Genomic DNA, 19,533 nt, shown 5'->3' on the forward strand with positions numbered 1-19,533 from the left:
GTGACTGCCGCAGCAGACTTCCAGCCCGAGACCGACGCCCCCGAGACCACCGGGGCCGACGACAACGAGACCGCGGCCGTCGCCGACGACGCCGCCACCCCGACCGATGACGCGACGGACGCGGATGCCGCGACCGCAGTCGAAGACACGGCAGAGGCCGAATCGGCCGAGCCCTCGGAGGATGCCTCCGCCGGCGACGCGGTCGAGCCCGAGCAGGCGCCCGACGAAGGCGCCTCTGCAGGATCCGACGCCGCGGACGTCGAGGTCGAGGTCGTCGAGATCGACGTGGTGGAAGTCGTCGAGGATTCCGAGGTCGTCGCCGTCGAGGTGGTCGGCATCGCCGAGGTCGTCGAAGACGGCGACGTCGTCGCGGTGGAGGTCGTGGACGTTGTCGTCGAGACCGCGCCGTCGCCCGACGAGCCGTGGGGCCGTGTCGACGAGGACGGCACCGTCTCGGTCCGCGAGGCCGACGGATGGCGCGTCGTCGGACAGTACCCCGACGGTTCCGCCGAAGAGGCGCTCGCCTACTTCGAGCGCAAGTACAACGACCTCGCCAGCGAGGTGACGCTCCTCGAGGTGCGCCATCGTCGCGGCGGTGCATCCGCGTCCGACCTGCGCTCGACCGCGCGCACCATCAACGGAAAGCTCGACGGAGCAGCCGCCGTGGGCGACCTCGCGAGCCTCGTAGCCCGCGTCGCGGCTCTCACCGAGACGCTCGCCGCCGAGTCCGCGACCGAGGCCGTCGCGGCGCGCGAAGCCGTCGACGACGCGGTCAAGGCCCGCACCGAGCTGGTCGAGAAGGCCGAGGCACTGGCGGCACGCGACCCTCGCACCGTCCAGTGGAAGCAGGCCACGGCCGACCTCAACGCGTTGTTCGACCAGTGGCAGTCGCAGCAGCAGAACGGCCCGCGCCTGCCGAAGTCGACGGCGCAGCAGCTCTGGAAGCGGTTCCGCGACGCGCGCGCCACCGTCGACAAGCACCGCCGCGCGTTCTACGCCGAACTCGATGAAGCTCACAAGGGCGTCCGCGACCGCAAGACGCGCCTGGTCGAGAAGGCCGAGGCCCTCGCCCCCAAGGGCGAGGACGGCATCCCCGCGTACCGCGAGCTGCTCGATCAGTGGAAGACCGCGGGCCGCGCGGGCAAGAAGGTCGACGACGCCCTGTGGGCCCGCTTCAAGGCTGCCGGTGACGCCCTCTACGGCGCGCGGATCGAGCGGGAGGCGGCGGATGCCGAGGCCTCGCGCGAGAAGATCGACCTCAAGCGCGCGCTGCTCGAGGAGGCGAAGGCGGTCGGCGACGAGCGCGACATCACGAAGGCCCGCTCGGTCCTCACCGGGATCCAGCGCCGCTGGGACGAGATCGGCCGCATCTTCCCGCGCGACACCGAGCGCTCGCTCGACGACGAGCTGCGTCGCGTCGAGAACGCCCTGCGCTCGCGCGAGGACGCCGACTGGAAGCGCAACGACCCCGAGCAGAAGGCGCGCGCGAACGACATGACGCGCCAGCTGAACGACGCGATCCAGAAGCTCGAGGACGAGCTCGAGGCCGCGAAGAAGTCGGGCGACAAGAAGGCGATCGCGAACGCGACCGACGCCCTCGAAGCCCGTCGCACCTGGCTCAAGGCGCTCGGCGGCTGATCCGCCGCGCGTGAGCCTGTCGAACCCGGTCGTCGCTTTCCGCGGCGGCCGGGTTCTCCACAGTGGGCGGGCCGCAGCATCCGTGCGCCGTCTGGAGTGCGGCAGACTGCACCCGTGGGATCGCCTTTCCTCTATTTCGCCGATGAGCGGCTCTCGCGCGCCGAACTCACGGCTGCGTGCCTCGACGGAGACCTCGTCGCCCTCGGTGACGCGTACATCCCCGCCGACGCCGTCGAGACGGCGGCGCTGCGCGCGGGCTCGCTCACCGAGACCCTGGGCGACACGCTCGCGGCGACCCATCTCTCTGCGGCGTGGGTCCACGGCGGCCTGCCGATGCCGCCCTCGCGGCACACCGTGCAGCGCGCGGTGTCGCGACGCCTGCACGTCCGACCGGACCGCCGCGTGGTGTACCGCGACCTGCAGGTGCCTCCCGGCGACCTCCAGGTCGTCGGCGGCGTGCTCGTCACGACTCCCGAGCGCACGCTCGCCGATCTCGCACGCGTGGGCGATGCCGAGCACACGGCGGCGGCGCGCCTCCTCGCGGACGTCGACACGGATGCTGCCGGCCGGGCGATCGCGCGGCTCGAGGCGGGGGCGCTCCCCCACAAGCGCTCGGCGCTCGCGTGCCTCCGGGCGATCGTCGCCGGGCGTCAGGACGACGTGACGCGGTAGACGTCGTAGACGGCGTCGATGCGCCGCACGGCGTTGAGCACACGGTCGAGGTGGACGATGTCGCCCATCTCGAAGACGAAGCGGCTGAGCGCCAGACGGTCGTTCGAGGTCGAGACCGTCGCCGACAGGATGTTGACGTGATGCTCGCTGAGCACGCGCGTGACGTCGCTCAGCAGGCCGGAGCGGTCGAGCGCTTCGACCTGGATCTGCACCAGGAAGACGCTCTTCGTCGTGGGTGCCCACTCCACCTCGATGAGGCGCTCCGGGTCCTCCATGAGCGACTTCACATTCGTGCAGTCGGCGCGGTGCACCGAGACACCGCTGCCGCGCGTGACGAACCCGACGATCTGGTCGCCCGGCACCGGAGTGCAGCACTTCGCGAGCTTGACGAGGATGTCGGGCGCACCGCGCACGAGGATGCCGGAGTCGCCGTTGCGCGGCGCGCGGGCCCGGCCGACGACCGGAAGGTCGATCGGACCGGTGGTGGTGTCGTTGGCTGCGACGAGAGCGGTGACCTTCTCGAGGACCGACTGGGTCGAGACGTGGCCCTCGCCGACCGCCGCGTACAGCGCCGAGACGTCCTCGTAGCGGAGCTGGTGGGCGACCTCGGTGAACGAGTCCTGACTCATCAGGCGCTGCAGCGGCAGGTTCTGCCGGCGCATCGCGCGCGCGATCGACTCCTTGCCCTGCTCGATCGCCTCTTCGCGGCGCTCCTTGGTGAACCAGCCGCGGATCTTGTTGCGGGCGCGCGTGCTGCGCACGAAGCCGAGCCAGTCCTGGCTCGGGCCGGCGTCGGGGTTCTTCGAGGTGAACACCTCGACGACATCGCCGCTCTTGAGCTCGGACTCGAGCGGCACGAGTCGTCCGTTGACCTTGGCCCCCATCGTGCGGTGGCCGACCTCGGTGTGCACGGCGTACGCGAAATCGACGGGCGTCGCTCCCGAGGGAAGGCCGATGACGCGGCCCTTCGGGGTGAAGACGTAGACCTCTTTGGCGCCGATCTCGAAGCGGAGCGAGTCGAGGAACTCGCCCGGGTCGGCGGTCTCGGCCTGCCAGTCGGAGATGTGGGCGAGCCACGCCATGTCGGTGTCGACGGACTTGGAGTCCGTCTTGCCGCCGTTCATCTGCTCTTTGTACTTCCAGTGGGCCGCGACGCCGTACTCCGCCTGCTGGTGCATCTCGTGCGTGCGGATCTGGATCTCGACGGTGCGGCCGCCCGGGCCGATCACCGTCGTGTGCAGCGACTGGTAGAGGTTGAACTTCGGGGTCGCGATGTAGTCCTTGAAGCGCCCGGGCAACGGCGTCCACCGTGCGTGGATCGCGCCGAGGACGGCGTAGCAGTCGCGCACGCTGCCGACGAGCACGCGGATGCCGATGAGGTCGTAGATGTCGTCGAACTCGCGGCCCCGGACGACCATCTTCTGGTAGACGGAGTAGAGCTGCTTCGGCCGCCCCATCACCCTGCCGCGGATGCGCAGCTCCCGCAGGTCGCTGTCGACCGCGTCGATGACGTTCTGCACGTACTGCTCGCGCTGTGGCGTGCGCTGCTTGACGAGGCTGTCGATCTCGGCGTACAGCTTCGGGTGCAGCACGGCGAACGACAGGTCCTCGAGTTCGGACTTGATCGCCTGGATGCCGAGACGGTGTGCGAGCGGCGCGTAGATCTCGAGCGTCTCGGTCGCCTTCTTGCGCGATTTCTCCGGCGGGACGAAACCCCACGTGCGGGCGTTGTGCAGGCGGTCGGCGAGCTTGATGAGCAGCACGCGGATGTCTCGCGACATCGCGACGATCATCTTGCGGACCGTCTCGGCCTGCGCGCTCTCGCCGTACTTGACCTTGTCGAGCTTGGTCACGCCGTCCACGAGCATGGCGACCTCGTCGCCGAACTCGCTCGTGAGCATCTCGAGCGAGTACTCGGTGTCCTCCACGGTGTCGTGGAGGAGCGCCGCGGCGATCGCGCGTGGTCCGAGACCGAGATCCGCGAGGATCTGCGCCACCGCGAGCGGGTGCGTGATGTACGGCTCGCCGCTCTGGCGCAGCTGCCCGGTGTGCGCGGTCTCGGCGACCGAGTAGGCGCGCTCTACGATCGACAGGTCGCCCTTGGGATGGTGCGTGCGCACCGTCCGCAGGAGCTGCTCGACGTCGTCGCGGCGGGCGGACCTCGAGAAGATCCGAGGGACCAGGCGCCGCAGCGAGGAGGATTGCGCGGCAGGGACGGTCTCGGTCACTCGATCCCCTCCCCTCCGCTGGACCTCACAATCCTACGCCCGCGTGGTGGACGCTCAGGCCGGGGTGCCGGCAAGCTCGCGTGCCGCCACGACACGCGCGTCGCGCGTCTTGATGGCCGGTTCGTTCTCGCGCAGGAGCGAGTACAGCGGTGCCGCGACGAAGATCGTCGAGTACGCGGCCACGATCGTTCCCACGAAGATCGACAGCGACAGGTCGGTGAGCGTCTGCGCGCCGGCCCACACGAGGCCGATGAACAGGATCGCGCCGGTCGGCAGGATCGCGACGACTGTCGTGTTGATCGAGCGCACGAGCGTCTGGTTCACCGCGAGGTTCACCGACTCGCCGAACGTGCGCCCGGACACCTCGCCGTCCTCGCTGGTGTTCTCCCTGATCTTGTCGAAGACGACTGTGGTGTCGTACAACGCGTACGAGAGGATCGTCAGGAAGCCGATGACGGCGGCGGGCGAGATCTCGAAGCCGAAAAGCGCGTAGATGCCGATCGTGATGATGAGCACGTCCACGAGGCCGATGATCGCCGAGAGCGACATCTTCCAGGTGCGGAAGTACAGCGCCAGGATGATCGCGGTCAGCGCCAGGAAGATCGCGAGGCCCCAGAGGGACTGGCGTGTGACGTCCGCTCCCCAGCTGGGGCCGATGAACGCGTAGCTGACTTCGCTCTCGGGCACGTCGTACGTCTCGGCGAGGGCGGCCGAGACCTCACGGCTCTCGGCATCCGTCATCTGGTCGGTCTGGACGCGAACCGCGTCCTCGCCGATCGTGACGACCTTCGTCGTGGCTTCCGGGACCACCGAGTGGACGGCGTCGGTCGCGAGCGACTGGTCGACCGGCGCGGTCACGCCGCTCACCGTGAACTGCGAGCCGCCCGTGAACTCGATCGAGAACTGGATGGGGCGAAACAGCGGCACCAGGGCCGAGCCGAGGACGAGGATCGCTGCGATGAGGAACCACAGGCGGCGGCGGCTGACGAAGGGGAACGACGTCTTGCCCGTGTAGAGGTCGTTGCCGAACTGGCTCATGGAGCGCATCAGTCGTCTCCCTCCTTGGCGGTCGGGCCGGGTTTCGTGCTGTCGGCGGCGGCCAGCTCGGCCTGCTTGCGCTCGGCGATGGTCTGGCGACGCGCGGCTTCACCGCGTGCCTTGGCGCTGCGGCGACCCGCGGCACCGGTGGCGAGCACCGGCTCGCGGAACTGCGCGCGGCCGCGATAGACGGCGCCCAGCGCGGTCGGGTCGAGTCCGGACAGCGGATGCCCCGACCCGAAGAAGCGCGTGCGTGCCAGGAGCTGCAGCACCGGGTGCGTGAACAGGATGAAGATCAGGACGTCGATGGCGGTCGTGAGTCCGAGCGTGAACGCGAAGCCCTTCACCGTCGAGTCCGCGAGGATGTACAGCACCACGGCGGCGAGGATGTTGATCGACTTCGAGATATAGATCGTGCGCTTCGCGCGGCCCCAGCCGTCTTCGACGGCGGCGGTGATCGACTTGCCGTCGCGCAGCTCGTCTCGGATGCGTTCGAAGTAGACGATGAACGAGTCGGCCGTGAAGCCGATCGTCACGATCAGACCCGCGACACCGGCGAGCGACAGGCGGAAGCCCATGCGCCACGCGAGGATGCAGAGCGTGACGTAGGTCAGCACCGCCATGACCGCGAGCGAGGCGATGATGATGAAGCCCAGCGCGCGATAGACGATGAGCGAGTAGATCGCGACCAGGAGCAGACCGATGAGACCCGCGATGAGGCCGATCTGCAACTGCTGCGAACCGAGCGTCGCGGAGATCGAGTTCGAGCTCTCGACGGTGAAGCTGAGCGGCAGCGCGCCGTACTTCAGCTGGTCGGCGAGCACCTTCGCGGTCTCCTGCGTGAAGCTGCCGGTGATGCTCGGCTTGCCGTCGAGGATCACGCCGTTCATCGAGGGAGCCGACAGGACGTACCCGTCGAGCACGAACGCGAACTGGTTCAGCGGAGCCTGCGCGCCGTACAGGCGCTGGCTGATCTCGCCGAACGTCTGGGTGCCCTCGGCGTCGAACGAGAGGTTGACCGCCCACAGGCCGTTGTTCTGCTGCACGCCGAAGGTCGCGTCGTCGATCGACGAGCCGTCGAGCTCGACGGGGCCGAGGATGTACTTGACCGTGCCGTCGGCGTCACAGGTGATGAGCGGCTCGTCGGCGGGGGCGTTGGCGGGGTCGTTCGCCGGGTCGGCGCAGTCGTAGGCGAGGAACTCGGCCTGGAGCGCCGGCGTGATCCACGCAGGGTCGCTGCCGTTTGTCGGCGCGGTCGTCGGCGTCGCCTGGAGCGTCGGGTCGGGCGTGGGATACGGCGTCTCGTTCCCGTCTTCGCCGACGAAGGTGGTGGCCGGCGCGCCGGTGTAGAGCACGGCGCGCAGCTGGAGCTGCGCGGACGCCTCGATGCGGTTGCGGGTCTCCTCGTCGGCCTGACCCGGGATCTGCACGACGATCTGGTTGCCGGCCTGCGTGGTGACCTCGGCCTCGCCGACGCCCGAGGCGTCGACACGCTGACGGATGATCGTCACGGCCTGCTGCATCTGCTCGGCCGACGGGTCGGCGCCGTCCTCGGTCTGCGCCTCGAGGACGATCTGCGTGCCGCCCTGGAGGTCGAGCGCGAGCGCGGGAGTCCACGAGCTCTGCCCGAACACGTACACGCCGAGCGCGTTGATGCCGAACAGGAGCGCCGTGATCGCGAGGAGTCCGGTCAGCGCGCGCCATGCATGCCGGACGGGGGTGGAAGTCGCCACGTCTTTGCTTTCTTGAGAGCCCGAACGGGCGAACGGAGGGGCGTCAGCCCTGCGACTTGGTGCCGGTCTCGGCGTCGGGGTCGGTCTTCTCCTTGCCCGCGGCGGAGCTCTGGTCGTCGCTGATCGAGGTGATGTCGCCGTTGGCGACGCCCTCGGCGTACTCGGCGTGGCTCTCCTCGGCGGCGAGGTACTCGTCCTCGGTGACCGAGTGCTCGCCGGGGTTGACGACCCGCAGGATCGCCTGGCTGTGCACCTTGATCTCGACGCCGGGCGCGAGCTCGACGATCGCGGGCTGGTCGAGGTTGTCGGCGTCGTACGACACGATCGTGCCGTAGAGGCCTCCCTGCAGCAGGACCTCGGAGCCGGGCACCGTCTGACGGGCCTTCTCCTCCTGCTCGGCCTTCTGCTTCTGCATGCGGCGACGGGAGCTCCAGAACATGAAGACGAGGAGCACGACCAGCAGGATGATGAGGCCGTAATTGCTCAGGAACGAAGCGAAGTCCATGGAGCTGGAAGCACCTTTCGGGTCAGGCACGTGCCAGGGCGGCACTGCCTTGCAGGGAGGGATGGAAACCTCCAGCGATTATAGGTCATCGAATCCGAGCACCGAGTCGGCCACCGGCACGCCCAGGTGGGCGTAGGCCTCGGGCATCGCGATGCGTCCGCGCGGGGTGCGCCCCATGAAGCCGATGCGCACGAGGTACGGCTCGACGACCGACTCGATGGTGTCGGGCTCCTCGCCGACCGCGACGGCGAGTGTGCTGAGCCCCACGGGGCCGCCCCGGAACCGCCGCACGAGCATGTCGAGCACGGCGCGGTCGAGCCGGTCGAGACCGATCCGGTCGACGTCGTAGAGGTCCAGCGCGGCGTCGACCGCCGCGATGTCGGCGCCGGTGCGGCCGTGTACGACCAGGTAGTCGCGCACGCGCCGCAGCAGGCGGTTCGCGATGCGGGGCGTGCCCCGCGAGCGTCGTGCGATCTCGGCGCGGGCGGCGGGCGGCAGCGAGACCCCGAGCATGACGGCGGAGCGTTCGATGACCCGCTCGAGCTCTTCGGGCTCGTAGTACTCGAGGTGGGCGGTGAAGCCGAAGCGATCGCGCAGCGGGTTGGGCAGCAGACCCGACCGCGTCGTCGCGCCGACCAGGGTGAACGGCGACAGGTCGAGCGGGATGCTCGTCGCGCCGGCGCCCTTGCCCACCATGATGTCGATGCGGAAGTCCTCCATCGCGAGGTAGAGCATCTCTTCCGCGGAACGCGCCATGCGGTGCACCTCGTCGATGAACAGCACCTCGCCGGGGGTGAGGCTCGACAGCAGCGCGGCGAGGTCGCCGGCGTGCTGGATCGCGGGGCCGCTGGACAGCCGCAGCGGGCGCCCGCTCTCGTAGGCGACGATCATCGCGAGTGTGGTCTTGCCGAGTCCCGGGGGCCCGGAGAGCAGGATGTGGTCGGCGGGCCGCTGCTGGATGCGGGCCGCGTCGAGCAGCAGCTGCATCTGACCGCGCACCTTCTGCTGGCCGACGAACTCCGCCAGCGACATCGGGCGCAGCGCGCCCTCGATCGCGAGCTCGGACTCGTCGACGGGCTCTTCGGCTTCGCGCACGTCAGCCACTCACGGTCTCCTTCCGGGCGGGGCCGAGGGTTGCGAGCGTGAGGCGCAGCAGCGCCGGCACCGACGATCGATCGGACTCGGGCGCGTCGGCCGCCACGTTCTCGACGGCTTCGACGGCCACCCGCTCGGACCAGCCGAGGCCGACCAGGGCCTGCACGACCTGTGCCGGGATCGTTGTCGAGGTCGCAGCACCTGCTCCCCCGGAACCGGAGGGGCGCGTCACCGCGATCTTGCCCGCGAGCTGCACCACGATGAGCTTCGCCGTCTTCGGGCCGATGCCCGAGACGCGGCGGAAGGGGGCGTCGTCGTCGGCGGAGACGGCATCGGCGATCTGCGGGACGGTCAGCGTCGCGAGCACGCCCAGCGCCGACTTGGGGCCGACGCCCGTGACGCCGAGCAGCTGGCCGAAGACGACCAGCTCTTCGCGTGACTCGAAGCCGAACAGCGACAGCGCGTCTTCGCGGACGATCAGCGAGGTGTGGAGGGTGACGGTGTCGCCCAGGTGCGTGGTGCGCGCGACCTGCGGCGTCACGGCGACGTGGAGACCGACTCCCCCGACCTCGACGACGACCGCATCCGCATCGACATGCACGGCCGTGCCGCGGACTGAGGAGATCATGCGTCGAGCCTACGGGGCGGTTCGGACGTTTGTTCGAGCGACACGCGCGGCGACGCGCGGGATCATCGTCGGGTGAGTCGCTCCGCGTCGGCCCAGGCCCGCTGAGCCGGAGTGAGCGGACCGGATGCCGCGGCCTGGGCGGGTGCGCCGCGCCACGCGTGACACAGCGCCAATGCGAGGGCGTCCGCCGCGTCAGCCGGTTTCGGCAGCTCGTCGAGGCGGAGGACGCGCGCCACCATCGTCTGCACCTGTCGCTTGTCCGCGTTGCCGTAGCCGGTGATGGCGGCCTTGACCTCGGACGGGGTGTGCGTGGCCGCAGGGAGTCCCCGCTCGCCGGCGACGAGCAGGGCGATGCCGCTCGCCTGCGCCGTCCCCATCACCGTCGCGCGGTTGTGCTGGGCGAAGACGCGCTCCACCGCGACGACATCGGGCTCGTGGGCTTCCAGCACGGCGCGCAGCCCGGCGGCGATCACCGCGAGCCGCTCCTCGATCGGGGCTCCGGGGTCGGATCGCACGACTCCCACGTGGACCAGCACGGCGGATCGGTCGGGGGCGACGTCGACGACGCCGACACCGCAGCGCGTCAGGCCCGGATCGATTCCGAGCACGCGCAGTCGACCGCGGGAGGATGCCACTCCCCCACGCTAAGCGAGGAGGACGGATGCTGCGGCCAGGCGCGCGCCGGGCCGCAGCATCCGTTCATGCCATCAGTCCTCGTCGTTCTCGAGCTCGGCCTGCACCTCGGCGGTGAGGTCGAAGTTGCTGTAGACGTTCTGGACGTCGTCGCTGTCTTCGAGGGCGTCGATGAGGCGGAAGACCTTGCGCGCCGTGTCGGCGTCGACCTCGACCTTGAGGTTCGGGACGAACTCGACGTCCGCCGACTCGTACTCGATGCCCGCGTCCTGCAGGGCGGATCGCACGGTCACGAGGTCGGTCGCCTCGGTGATGACCTCGAAGCCCTGCGCGTGCGGCTCGACCTCTTCGGCGCCGGCCTCGAGCACGGCGAGCATCACGTCGTCCTCGCTGGTGTCCTCGCCGCCGACGACGATGACGCCCTTGCGGGTGAAGTTGTACGCGACGCTGCCCGGATCGGCGAGCGTGCCGCCGTTGCGGGTGAGCGCGGTGCGCACCTCGGCCGCGGCGCGGTTCTTGTTGTCGGTCAGACACTCGATCATGAGGGCGACGCCGTTCGGGCCGTAGCCCTCGTACATGATCGACGCGTACTCGACCGACTCGCCGCCGATGCCGGCCCCGCGCTTGATCGCGCGGTCGATGTTGTCCTTCGGGACCGACGTCTTCTTCGCCTTGAGCACGGCGTCGAAGAGGGTCGGGTTCCCCTGCAGGTCGGGTCCGCCGAGCTTGGCGGCCACTTCGATGTTCTTGATGAGCTTGGCCCACGACTTCGCACGGCGCGCGTCGATGACGGCCTTCTTGTGCTTGGTCGTCGCCCACTTGGAATGCCCGGACATGGTCCTCCTGAATTCACGCTCGTCGGGTGCGGGCGTGTGAACGCCTCGCCCGACGGACTAGTTTATCCCCGCGCTACAGCGCGAACTCGAAGCCGAACCGCGACGACAGCAGCGCGACGAGGTCGCGCGGGACCTTCGTGAGGTACGCGGGTGCGGGGGCGAGCGTCTCGGCCGAGCCGATGAAGGGGAAATAGACGGGGCCCTCGGTGAGCCCCTCCACCCGGTCGCGCACGGTGACGATCTCGCTGCCCACGCGGCGAAGGCTCGGCAGGGTGATCGGAGACGCGAGCCGCAGCGTGTCGCTGATCGGCATGCGCCAGTGGGGCAGGTCGTCGCCGCGGCGATCGCGGGTCTCCTCGCCGAGCGGGCCGAGCACGCGACCCCACGCGGCGATGCCGGGTACCGGCAGGGTGCGATCCCACACGAACAGCGTGTCGCCGGGCTCGGTGAAGCCGACGAGCTCGTGAGACCATTCGAACCGGCGTTCGTCCTGGGCCTTCGGCGCCGAGAGGGCGTCGCCGACGATGCCGCGCGACGGGGCGATCATCCAGTAGCGCTCCTCGGGGTGCTCGCGCCACCAGTCGTTGATCGTCATGATTCCGAATCTACCCCGACGCATCGCGTCTGCCTCGTCACCGCACCCGCTCGCGGACCATGTCGAGGAACAGCGCGTGGAAGCGGTGCTCGCCGGTGACCTCGGGATGGAACGAGGTGCCCAGGAGCGCACCTTGCCGCACGGCGACGACGAGGCCATCGTCGAGGGTCGCGAGCCGTTCGACGCCCTCGCCAGACTGCTCGACGAGGGGCGCGCGGATGAACACCGCATGGACAGACGGCTCGCCGAGTGCCGGGATGTCGAGGTCGACCTCGAACGAGTCGACCTGGCTGCCGAACGCGTTGCGGCGAACCGTGACATCGAGGCCTCCGAAGGTCTGCTGCCCGTCGATGCCGTCGGTGATGCGGTCGGCGAGGAGGATGAGGCCGGCGCACGTCCCGTACATCGGCATCCCCGCCGCGATCGCCTCGCGCACAGGCTCGCGCATGCCGAAGGCGCGGGAGAGCTTGTCGATGACGCTGGACTCGCCGCCCGGGAGCACGAGCCCGTCCACCTCGGCGAGCTCCTCCGGACGGCGGACCGTCGTCACGTCGGCGCCGAGGTCCGTGAGCACGCGCACGTGCTCACGGACATCACCCTGCAGCGCGAGTACCCCGACGCGTGGCGGTGTCGTCACCAGCCGCGCTCGGCGAGTCGGTGCGGCGCGGGCAGATCCGCGACGTTGATGCCGACCATGGCCTCGCCGAGGCCGCGCGACACGTCGGCGATGACCTTGGGGTCGTCGTAGAAGGTCGTCGCCTTGACGATGGCCGCGGCGCGCTCGGCAGGGTTGCCGGACTTGAAGATGCCCGAGCCGACGAACACGCCGTCAGCGCCCATCTGCATCATCATCGCGGCGTCCGCCGGAGTGGCCACGCCGCCGGCGACGAAGAGGACGACCGGCAGCCTGCCGGTCTCCGCGATCTCGGCCACGAGGTCGTAGGGCGCCTGCAGCTCCTTCGCGGCGACGTACAGCTCGTCCTTCGTCATCGAGCGCAGCACGTTGATCTCGCTCGTGATCTTGCGGATGTGCTTGGTGGCCTCCGACACATCGCCGGTGCCCGCCTCGCCCTTGGAGCGGATCATCGCCGCGCCCTCGTTGATGCGGCGCAGCGCCTCACCCAGGTTGGTCGCGCCGCAGACGAACGGGACGGTGAAGTTCCACTTGTCGATGTGGTTGACGTAGTCGGCGGGCGAGAGCACCTCGGACTCGTCGATGTAGTCGACGCCGAGCTCCTGCAGCACCTGCGCCTCGACGAAGTGGCCGATGCGCGCCTTCGCCATGACCGGGATCGAGACGGCCTCGATGATGCCGTCGATCATGTCGGGGTCGCTCATGCGGGAGACGCCGCCCTGGGCGCGGATGTCGGCGGGAACGCGCTCGAGGGCCATGACGGCGACGGCGCCGGCATCCTCGGCGATCTTCGCCTGGTCGGGCGTGACGACGTCCATGATGACGCCGCCCTTGAGCATCTCGGCGAGGCCGCGCTTGACGCGGTCGGTTCCCGTGTCGGCAGTGGTCACGAGCTATCCCTTCGATCGGAGCGCGGACGCGCAAACGGGTGAGGACAATGCGAGTATTGGCCTAGGCCAAAAGATAGCATGGGCTGGGCCCTACACTCGGCGGGGCAGGACGTCACGGAAGGGCGGGCATGGATCTCGACATCAGCGGCCGGTCCGCCTCCGAGATCGCCGACAGTCTGCGGGCGCGCATCGAGCGCGGTGATCTGCATCCCGGCGACATCCTGCCGCCCGTGCGCTCCCTCGCCGACGACCTCGGCGTGAACCGCAACACCGTGGTCGCCGCGTATCGCCAGCTCACCCAGGCGGGCGTGATCGTCACGCGGGGCCGGGGCGGCACACGCGTCGCGGACCTCTCCCCCGTCGCGCAGGAGGGCTTCGCCGCCGGCAGCGTGCTGCGCGACGTCGGCACCGGCAATCCCGATCCCGAGCTGATCCCCGACCTCTCCGGCGCGCTGGCGGCGATGGCCGGGCGGCCCGTCCTCTACGGCGAGCCGGTGATCGATCCCGGACTCGAGCGCTGGGCGCACGAGTGGATGCGCGACGGGCTCGCTCCTGCCGGCCCGGACATGCGTCTGACCATCACGAGCGGCGCCGCGGATGCCGTCGAGCGACTGCTCGCTCAGGCGCTCACGCGCGACGACGCCGTCGCGCTCGAGGACCCGTGCTTCCTCACCAGCATCCACACGGTCCGGATCGGCGGCTACCGCCCCGTGCCCGTGCCGGTCGACGACGAAGGCATGACGGTCGAAGGACTGCGTGCGGCCCTCGACCAGGGAGTGCGGGCGGTCGTCCACACGCCCCGTGCCCAGAACCCGACCGGAGCGAGCCTGTCCGCGCGCCGCGCGGAACAGCTTCGGGCGGTGCTCAGCGATCACCCGTACGTTCTCGTCATCGAGGACGACCACTTCTCCCTCCTCTCGCGGCAGCCGTTCCACTCCCTCATCGCCCCCGCGCATCGCCGCTGGGCGCTCGTGCGGTCGGTGTCGAAGTTCCTCGGACCCGACATGTGCCTCGCGGTCACGGCATCCGACCCCGAGACGGCCGAGCGGCTCGCGATGCGCCTCACCCCCGGCACCACATGGGTGAGCCACCTGCTGCAGCGACTCACCCTGGCATTGGTGACGGATGCCGCGACCATGGCCGCGATCGAACGCGCCGGTGCGCACTACGCGGCGCGCAACGCCGCCTTCATCGATCGGCTGACCGCCGAGGGCGTGCCGGCGGATGCCGGGGACGGGCTGAACCTGTGGGTCCCCCTCCCGGTGCCCGCACGAGCGGTGTCGGAGCAGCTCATGCGACGCGGCTGGCTGGCGCGCGCGGGCGACGACTTCGTCCTCGGCGACGGCGGGCCCTCGCGCCGCCTCCGCCTCACGGTTCACGACCTCGACGACGCCGACGCCGAACGGCTCGCGGTCGATGTGGCCGCGGCCGTGCGTGCGGCCGGTGGACGGCTCATCGCGCGCGAAGTGGCATGATCGAGCGGTGAAGATCCTCTCGATCCAGTCCGCGGTCGCCTACGGCCACGTCGGCAACTCCGCCGCCGTCTTCCCGCTGCAGCGCATCGGCGTCGAGGTCATGCCGGTGTACACCGTGAACTTCTCGAACCACACCGGCTACGGCGCGTGGCGCGGCCCGATGATCAGCGCCGACGACGTGCGCGACGTCGTGGCCGGAATCGAGGACCGCGGCGTCTTCCCGCAGATCGACGTCGTCCTGTCGGGCTACCAGGGCGGTGACGGCATCGCCGATGTCATCCTCGACACCGTCGCGCGCGTCAAGCAGGCCAACCCCGCCGCGGTCTACGCGTGCGACCCCGTCATGGGCAACGCGAAGTCGGGGTGTTTCGTGGCTCCCGCGATCCCGGTGCTGCTTCGCGACCGCGTGGTGCCCGCCGCCGACATCATCACACCCAACCAGTTCGAGCTGGGCTTCCTCACCGAGACCGACCCGTCGGACCTCGACTCGACCCTCGCGTCCGCCGACGCGGCCCGCGCGATGGGTCCGAGCACGGTGCTGGTCACGAGCGTCGAGCGCCCCGATCGCGCCGAGGGCACGATCGAGATGCTCGCCGTGACCGACGACGGCGCGTGGATCGTGCAGACCCCGCACATCCCGATGAAGGCCAACGGCTCGGGCGACGTCACGGCGGCACTCTTCACGGCGCACTACCGACGGACCGGCGATGCGGCCGACGCCCTCGCCCGCACGACGTCGAGCGTCTACGACCTCCTCGAGCGGACCCACTCCTCGGGTGAGCGCGAACTGCAGCTCGTCGAGTCGCAGGACGCCTACGCGAACCCTCGCCTGCAGTTCGAGGTCACCCAGGTGCGCTAAGGCCCTTGACGCGCCGGAGACCTTTCCACGATGCGGGCCCACGCGCGTGGAGGGGGCGTGGGGAGGATGCCGCAGGCCGCAGCATCCGTCTCCCTCAGGTCATGCGTGCCAGGCGTCGGAGATCGCGCGGCGCACGTCGCCGAGCAGCTGCGGCAGGGCCTTCGTCTTCGCGATGATCGGGAAGAAGTTCGCGTCGGAACCCCACCGCGGAACGATGTGCTGGTGCAGGTGCTCGTCGACGCCCGCACCGGCGACATGACCCTGGTTCATGCCGATGTTGAAGCCGTCGCAGCGCGAGACCTGACGGAGCACCCGCATGCCCTGCTGCGTGAGCAGCCCGATCTCGGCGACCTCTTCGTCGGTCGCCTGGTCGTACGTCGCGATGTGGCGGTACGGGCAGACGAGCAGGTGCCCGGAGTTGTACGGGAAGAGGTTCAGCAGCGCATACGAGGTCTGCCCGCGGAAGACGATGAGTCCGTCCTCGTCCGACTTGCGCGGCGCCTCGCAGAACGGGCACTCCTTGCGCAGCACCTCGGGTCCGGCCTGGATGTACGCCATGCGGTGCGGCGTCCAGAGACGCTGGAACTCGTCGGGGACGCCCGCCAGCGTGCCGGCGTCGACGAGCGCCGGGTCTGCAGCATCCGTCTGCGGAATGCCCGACCCGACGCCGTCAGAGCTCACGCGAAGTCCTCGGCCGTGTTGACCAGCGCGTGCGAGCCGATCGCGTCGCGGACCCGCCGCACCGCGTCGGCGATCGGCACGCCGTTCTCCTGCGAGCCGTCGCGGAAGCGGAACGACACGGTGCCGCCGGCCTGGTCCTGCGCGCCCGCGATGAGCTGCAGCGGCACCTTCTGCGTGGTGTGCGTGCGGATCTTCTTCTGCATCCGGTCGTCGGAGTGGTCGAGCTCTGCGCGCACGCCGTCCGCCTTCAGCTGGTCGATGACCTCGCCGAGGTAGTCCGCGAAGTCCTCCGCGACGGGGATGCCGACGACCTGGACGGGCGACAGCCACACCGGGAACGCGCCAGCGTAGTGCTCGAGCAGGATCGCGAAGAACCGCTCGATCGAGCCGAAGAGCGCGCGGTGGATCATGATCGGCCGCTTCTTCTGGCCGTCGCGGTCGGTGTACTCGAGCTCGAAGCGCTCGGGCAGGTTCGGGTCGACCTGCACGGTCGACAGCTGCCAGGTGCGGCCGATCGCGTCACGGGTCTTGAGGTCGATCTTCGGGCCGTAGAACGCGGCCTCGCCGGGCACTTCGGTGAGCTTCAGGCCACTCGCGACCGCGACGTTGCGCAGGGCGTTGGTGGAGTAGTCCCAGAACTCGTCCGAGCCGATCCACTTGTCCTTCTCGTCGTCGCGCATCGACAGCTCGAGCTCGAAGTCGTCGAGGCCGAAGTCGCGCAGCATCGAGATGACGAACTCGAGGACGCGGGTGGCCTCCTCCTCGAGCTGCTCGGGCGTGACGAAGAGGTGCGAGTCGTCCTGCGTGAAGCCGCGAACGCGGGTGAGGCCGTGCAGGGCGCCCGAGAGCTCGTTGCGGTACACCGTGCCGTTCTCGGCGAGGCGCATCGGCAGGTCGCGATAGCTGCGCGCGCGCTCCTTGTAGATGAGGATGTGCATCGGGCAGTTCATCGGCTTCAGGTAATAGTCCTGGCCGTGCTTGGTGACCTCGCCGTGCTCGTCGCGCTCCTCGTCCATGACGATGGGCGGGAACATGCCCTCCTTGTACGTGACGAGGTGATTCGAGGTGAGGAAGAGGTCTTCCTTCGAGATGTGCGGCGTGTAGACGTAGGTGTATCCGCCGGCGATGTGGCGGCGACGCGCGTGCTGCTCCATCTCGCCGCGGACGACGCCGCCGCGCGGGTGCCACACCGACAGGCCCGAGCCGATCTCGTCGGGGAACGAGAACAGGTCGAGGTCCTTGCCGAGCTTGCGGTGGTCGCGCTTGGCAGCTTCCTCGAGGCGGGTCTGGTAGGCGCGCAGCTCGTCCTTGGTCGGCCACGCGGTGCCGTAGATGCGCTGGAGCTGCGGGTTCTTCTCGCTGCCGCGCCAGTACGCGCCGGCGATGCGCTGCAGCGCCCAGCCGTTGCCGATCATGCGGGTGTTCGGCAGGTGCGGCCCGCGGCAGAGGTCCTTCCAGACCGTCTGGCCGTCGCGGTCGACGTTGTCGTAGATGGTGAGCTCGCCGGCACCGACCTCGACGGAGGCGCCCTCGGTCTTCTCGGCTCCTCCGCCCTTCAGCCCGATGAGCTCGAGCTTGAACGGCTCGTCGACGAGCTCGACGCGTGCCTCCTCGTCGCTCACGGCGCGGCGGACGAAGCGCTGGCCCTCGCGGATGATGCGCGCCATCTCCTTGTCGATGGCCTTGAGGTCCTCGGGGGTGAAGGGATGCTCCACGCCGAAGTCGTAGTAGAAGCCGTCGGTGATGGGCGGGCCGATGCCGAGGTCGGCCTGCGGGTTGATGCGCTGGACGGCCTGGGCCAGGACGTGCGCCGTGGAGTGACGCAGGATCGCGAGGCCGTCGGCGCTGTCGATGGTGACGGGCTCCACAGCATCCGTCTCCTCCACCACCGTGGCGAGATCTTTCAGCTCGCCGTTCACGCGAAGCGCGACCACGGAGCGGTCGGGGAACAGGGCGAAGCCGTCGGCGGGATAGGGCACAGCGTCAGTCACGGAAACTCTCCTGGGAATGGCTCGGATTCAAGGCTACTCAGCTTCGGGCGCACGACGCGCCCCGCCCGCTCAGGCGCCGAGCGTTCGCGTGTCGGTCTGCACCGCCGTCGCGGCGGTCGACCAGACGAGTTCCACGCGACGAGTCTAGCCAGTGGTTCTCGGACGCCGGGTATCAGGGGTGCCCGATGCGGCTCCTGAAGTTCGTGACGAGAGCGCATGCCGGGCAATATGCTGACTCCGTCGTCGCCCGTGGGCCGGTCCCGCCTCGCCGCGACGATCTCCGTGCGGCTGATGCTGGGGGGTCGAGATGAGCGAGCACCAGACCGCTTCGACGGCGACGGATGCCTCGGAGGAACGTGTTCGACGGCCATTGCGCTGCGGCGAGCCGACGATCCATGAGTTCGCCACCGAAGACGGGCTGACGCTGAGGCTCACGCGGTTCGAGGGCGGGACCAAGGGGCCCGTCATCCTGACACCCGGATTCGGCACGTCGGCGTTCGCCTACACGATCGACACGACCGAGACGAACTTCCCCGAGTACCTCTACGAGCACGGCTACGACGTGTGGGTGCTCGACTATCGCGCGAGCCCGGCGCTGCCGTCCGGCGGCACGCAGTTCACCCTCGACGACATCGCCCGATACGACTACCCGGCCGCGGTCGCGAAGGTGCGCGAGGTGTCGGGAGCGGAGTCGGTCCAGATCGTGGCGCACTGCGTCGGGTCGCTCACGATGCTGATGGCGCTCGGGCTCGGCCTTCCGGGTGTGCGGTCGGCGGTGGCGTCGCAGGTGACCCTCCACCCTCGCGGCGGCACTCTCAACGAGCTGCGCGCCGGCATCTATGCCGGGAACATCCTGCAGGCGCTCGGGTTCGACACCCTCACCACCGAGTTCGACGACGACCCTTCGTGGGGCGAGACGCTGTACGACAAGGCGCTCGCGATCTACCCCGCCGGGGACGAGCCCTGCGACCGCCCCTTCTGCCGCCGGGTGATGTTCATGTACGGCGAGGTGTACGACCACGCGCAGCTGAACGAGGCGACGCACGACCATCTCGAGGAGGCGTTCGGCGTCGCGAACATGACGACGCTGCGTCACATCACCAAGATCCTCCGGGAGGACCATGCCGTGAGCGCCGACGGCGAGCACGACTACCTCGACGACGTGTCGGGACTTGCGCTGCCGATCGCTTTCCTGCACGGGGCCGACAACCGGCTGTTCGTGCCCGAGGGCAGCGAGATCACCTACGACGTGCTCCGCGAGCGCAACGGCGAGGAGTACTACACGCGGGACGTCATCCCCGGGTACGCCCACATGGACTGCTTCATCGGGAAGGATGCCGCGCGCGACGTCTATCCCGTGATCACCGGCCGGCTCGACCTGCACAACTGACACGAGAACGAG

General features: G+C 69.6%; 18 protein-coding genes. 5 read left to right on the top strand and 13 right to left on the bottom strand.

Annotated elements, in window-relative coordinates; all coding sequences use genetic code 11:
• Nucleotides 1-1,638, top strand: a complete 1,638-nt coding sequence (locus ACVN90_RS08900) for a DUF349 domain-containing protein (protein WP_475101766.1) — start codon at nucleotides 1-3, stop codon at nucleotides 1,636-1,638.
• 114 nt (nucleotides 1,639-1,752) lie between these two features.
• The gene (locus ACVN90_RS08905; protein WP_475101767.1) at nucleotides 1,753-2,310 is read left to right on the top strand and encodes a hypothetical protein; all 558 of its coding nucleotides are present in this window, start codon (nucleotides 1,753-1,755) and stop codon (nucleotides 2,308-2,310) included.
• Here ACVN90_RS08905 and ACVN90_RS08910 read toward each other — a convergent pair.
• From ACVN90_RS08910 to pdxS, 11 genes are all read right to left on the bottom strand, one after another.
• A complete protein-coding gene (locus tag ACVN90_RS08910; protein WP_116193488.1) occupies nucleotides 2,289-4,538 on the bottom strand; it encodes a RelA/SpoT family protein in 2,250 nt (749 codons plus the stop codon). The two genes, ACVN90_RS08905 and ACVN90_RS08910, sit on opposite strands and share 22 nt — an antisense overlap.
• A 54-nt stretch (nucleotides 4,539-4,592) precedes the next feature.
• Nucleotides 4,593-5,585, bottom strand: a complete 993-nt coding sequence (gene secF, locus ACVN90_RS08915; RefSeq protein ID WP_475101768.1) for a protein translocase subunit SecF — start codon at nucleotides 5,583-5,585, stop codon at nucleotides 4,593-4,595.
• Nucleotides 5,585-7,309, bottom strand: a complete 1,725-nt coding sequence (gene secD, locus ACVN90_RS08920) for a protein translocase subunit SecD (RefSeq protein ID WP_475101769.1) — start codon at nucleotides 7,307-7,309, stop codon at nucleotides 5,585-5,587. The genes secF and secD overlap by 1 nt, the downstream gene beginning before the upstream one ends.
• A 43-nt stretch (nucleotides 7,310-7,352) precedes the next feature.
• A complete protein-coding gene (locus tag ACVN90_RS08925; protein WP_475101770.1) occupies nucleotides 7,353-7,814 on the bottom strand; it encodes a preprotein translocase subunit YajC in 462 nt (153 codons plus the stop codon).
• A 78-nt stretch (nucleotides 7,815-7,892) separates the two neighbouring features.
• Complete coding sequence (ruvB, locus tag ACVN90_RS08930; RefSeq protein ID WP_475101771.1) at nucleotides 7,893-8,918, bottom strand: Holliday junction branch migration DNA helicase RuvB; 1,026 nt, start codon at nucleotides 8,916-8,918, stop codon at nucleotides 7,893-7,895.
• Nucleotides 8,911-9,537, bottom strand: a complete 627-nt coding sequence (gene ruvA, locus ACVN90_RS08935) for a Holliday junction branch migration protein RuvA (protein WP_475101772.1) — start codon at nucleotides 9,535-9,537, stop codon at nucleotides 8,911-8,913. Before ruvA ends, ruvB begins: the two co-directional genes overlap by 8 nt.
• 62 nt (nucleotides 9,538-9,599) lie before the next feature.
• Nucleotides 9,600-10,172 (bottom strand): crossover junction endodeoxyribonuclease RuvC, encoded by a 573-nt coding sequence (gene ruvC, locus ACVN90_RS08940; RefSeq protein ID WP_475101773.1) that lies wholly within the window; start codon nucleotides 10,170-10,172, stop codon nucleotides 9,600-9,602.
• A gap of 72 nt (nucleotides 10,173-10,244) precedes the next feature.
• Entirely contained in the window at nucleotides 10,245-11,006 is a 762-nt protein-coding gene (locus ACVN90_RS08945) for a YebC/PmpR family DNA-binding transcriptional regulator (RefSeq protein ID WP_475101774.1), read from the bottom strand.
• 73 nt (nucleotides 11,007-11,079) lie between these two features.
• Nucleotides 11,080-11,601 (bottom strand): hypothetical protein, encoded by a 522-nt coding sequence (locus ACVN90_RS08950; protein WP_375872140.1) that lies wholly within the window; start codon nucleotides 11,599-11,601, stop codon nucleotides 11,080-11,082.
• 37 nt (nucleotides 11,602-11,638) lie between these two features.
• Complete coding sequence (gene pdxT / locus ACVN90_RS08955; protein ID WP_475102090.1) at nucleotides 11,639-12,241, bottom strand: pyridoxal 5'-phosphate synthase glutaminase subunit PdxT; 603 nt, start codon at nucleotides 12,239-12,241, stop codon at nucleotides 11,639-11,641.
• Nucleotides 12,235-13,125, bottom strand: coding sequence for a pyridoxal 5'-phosphate synthase lyase subunit PdxS (pdxS, locus tag ACVN90_RS08960; protein WP_475101775.1), 891 nt, complete (start codon nucleotides 13,123-13,125; stop codon nucleotides 12,235-12,237). The genes pdxT and pdxS overlap by 7 nt, the downstream gene beginning before the upstream one ends.
• A gap of 128 nt (nucleotides 13,126-13,253) precedes the next feature.
• On the opposite strand from pdxS, the gene ACVN90_RS08965 reads away from it, so the two are divergent.
• On the top strand, nucleotides 13,254-14,600 hold the full coding sequence (locus ACVN90_RS08965; protein ID WP_475101776.1) for an aminotransferase class I/II-fold pyridoxal phosphate-dependent enzyme: 1,347 nt from the start codon (nucleotides 13,254-13,256) through the stop codon (nucleotides 14,598-14,600).
• A gap of 7 nt (nucleotides 14,601-14,607) precedes the next feature.
• Nucleotides 14,608-15,459 (top strand): pyridoxal kinase PdxY, encoded by an 852-nt coding sequence (gene pdxY, locus ACVN90_RS08970; protein WP_475101777.1) that lies wholly within the window; start codon nucleotides 14,608-14,610, stop codon nucleotides 15,457-15,459.
• A gap of 99 nt (nucleotides 15,460-15,558) precedes the next feature.
• Here pdxY and ACVN90_RS08975 read toward each other — a convergent pair whose 3' ends face one another.
• Together ACVN90_RS08975 and thrS are read right to left on the bottom strand one after the other, a co-directional pair.
• The gene (locus ACVN90_RS08975) at nucleotides 15,559-16,113 is read right to left on the bottom strand and encodes an HIT family protein (RefSeq protein WP_475102092.1); all 555 of its coding nucleotides are present in this window, start codon (nucleotides 16,111-16,113) and stop codon (nucleotides 15,559-15,561) included.
• Between the two features lie 23 nt (nucleotides 16,114-16,136).
• On the bottom strand, nucleotides 16,137-18,131 hold the full coding sequence (gene thrS, locus ACVN90_RS08980) for a threonine--tRNA ligase (RefSeq protein WP_475101778.1): 1,995 nt from the start codon (nucleotides 18,129-18,131) through the stop codon (nucleotides 16,137-16,139).
• A gap of 307 nt (nucleotides 18,132-18,438) precedes the next feature.
• On the opposite strand from thrS, the gene ACVN90_RS08985 reads away from it, so the two are divergent.
• Nucleotides 18,439-19,521, top strand: a complete 1,083-nt coding sequence (locus ACVN90_RS08985; protein WP_475101779.1) for an alpha/beta fold hydrolase — start codon at nucleotides 18,439-18,441, stop codon at nucleotides 19,519-19,521.
• The last annotated feature ends 12 nt before the right edge of the window (nucleotides 19,522-19,533 follow it).

It is taken from the genome of Microbacterium sp. F01, assembly GCF_056156365.1.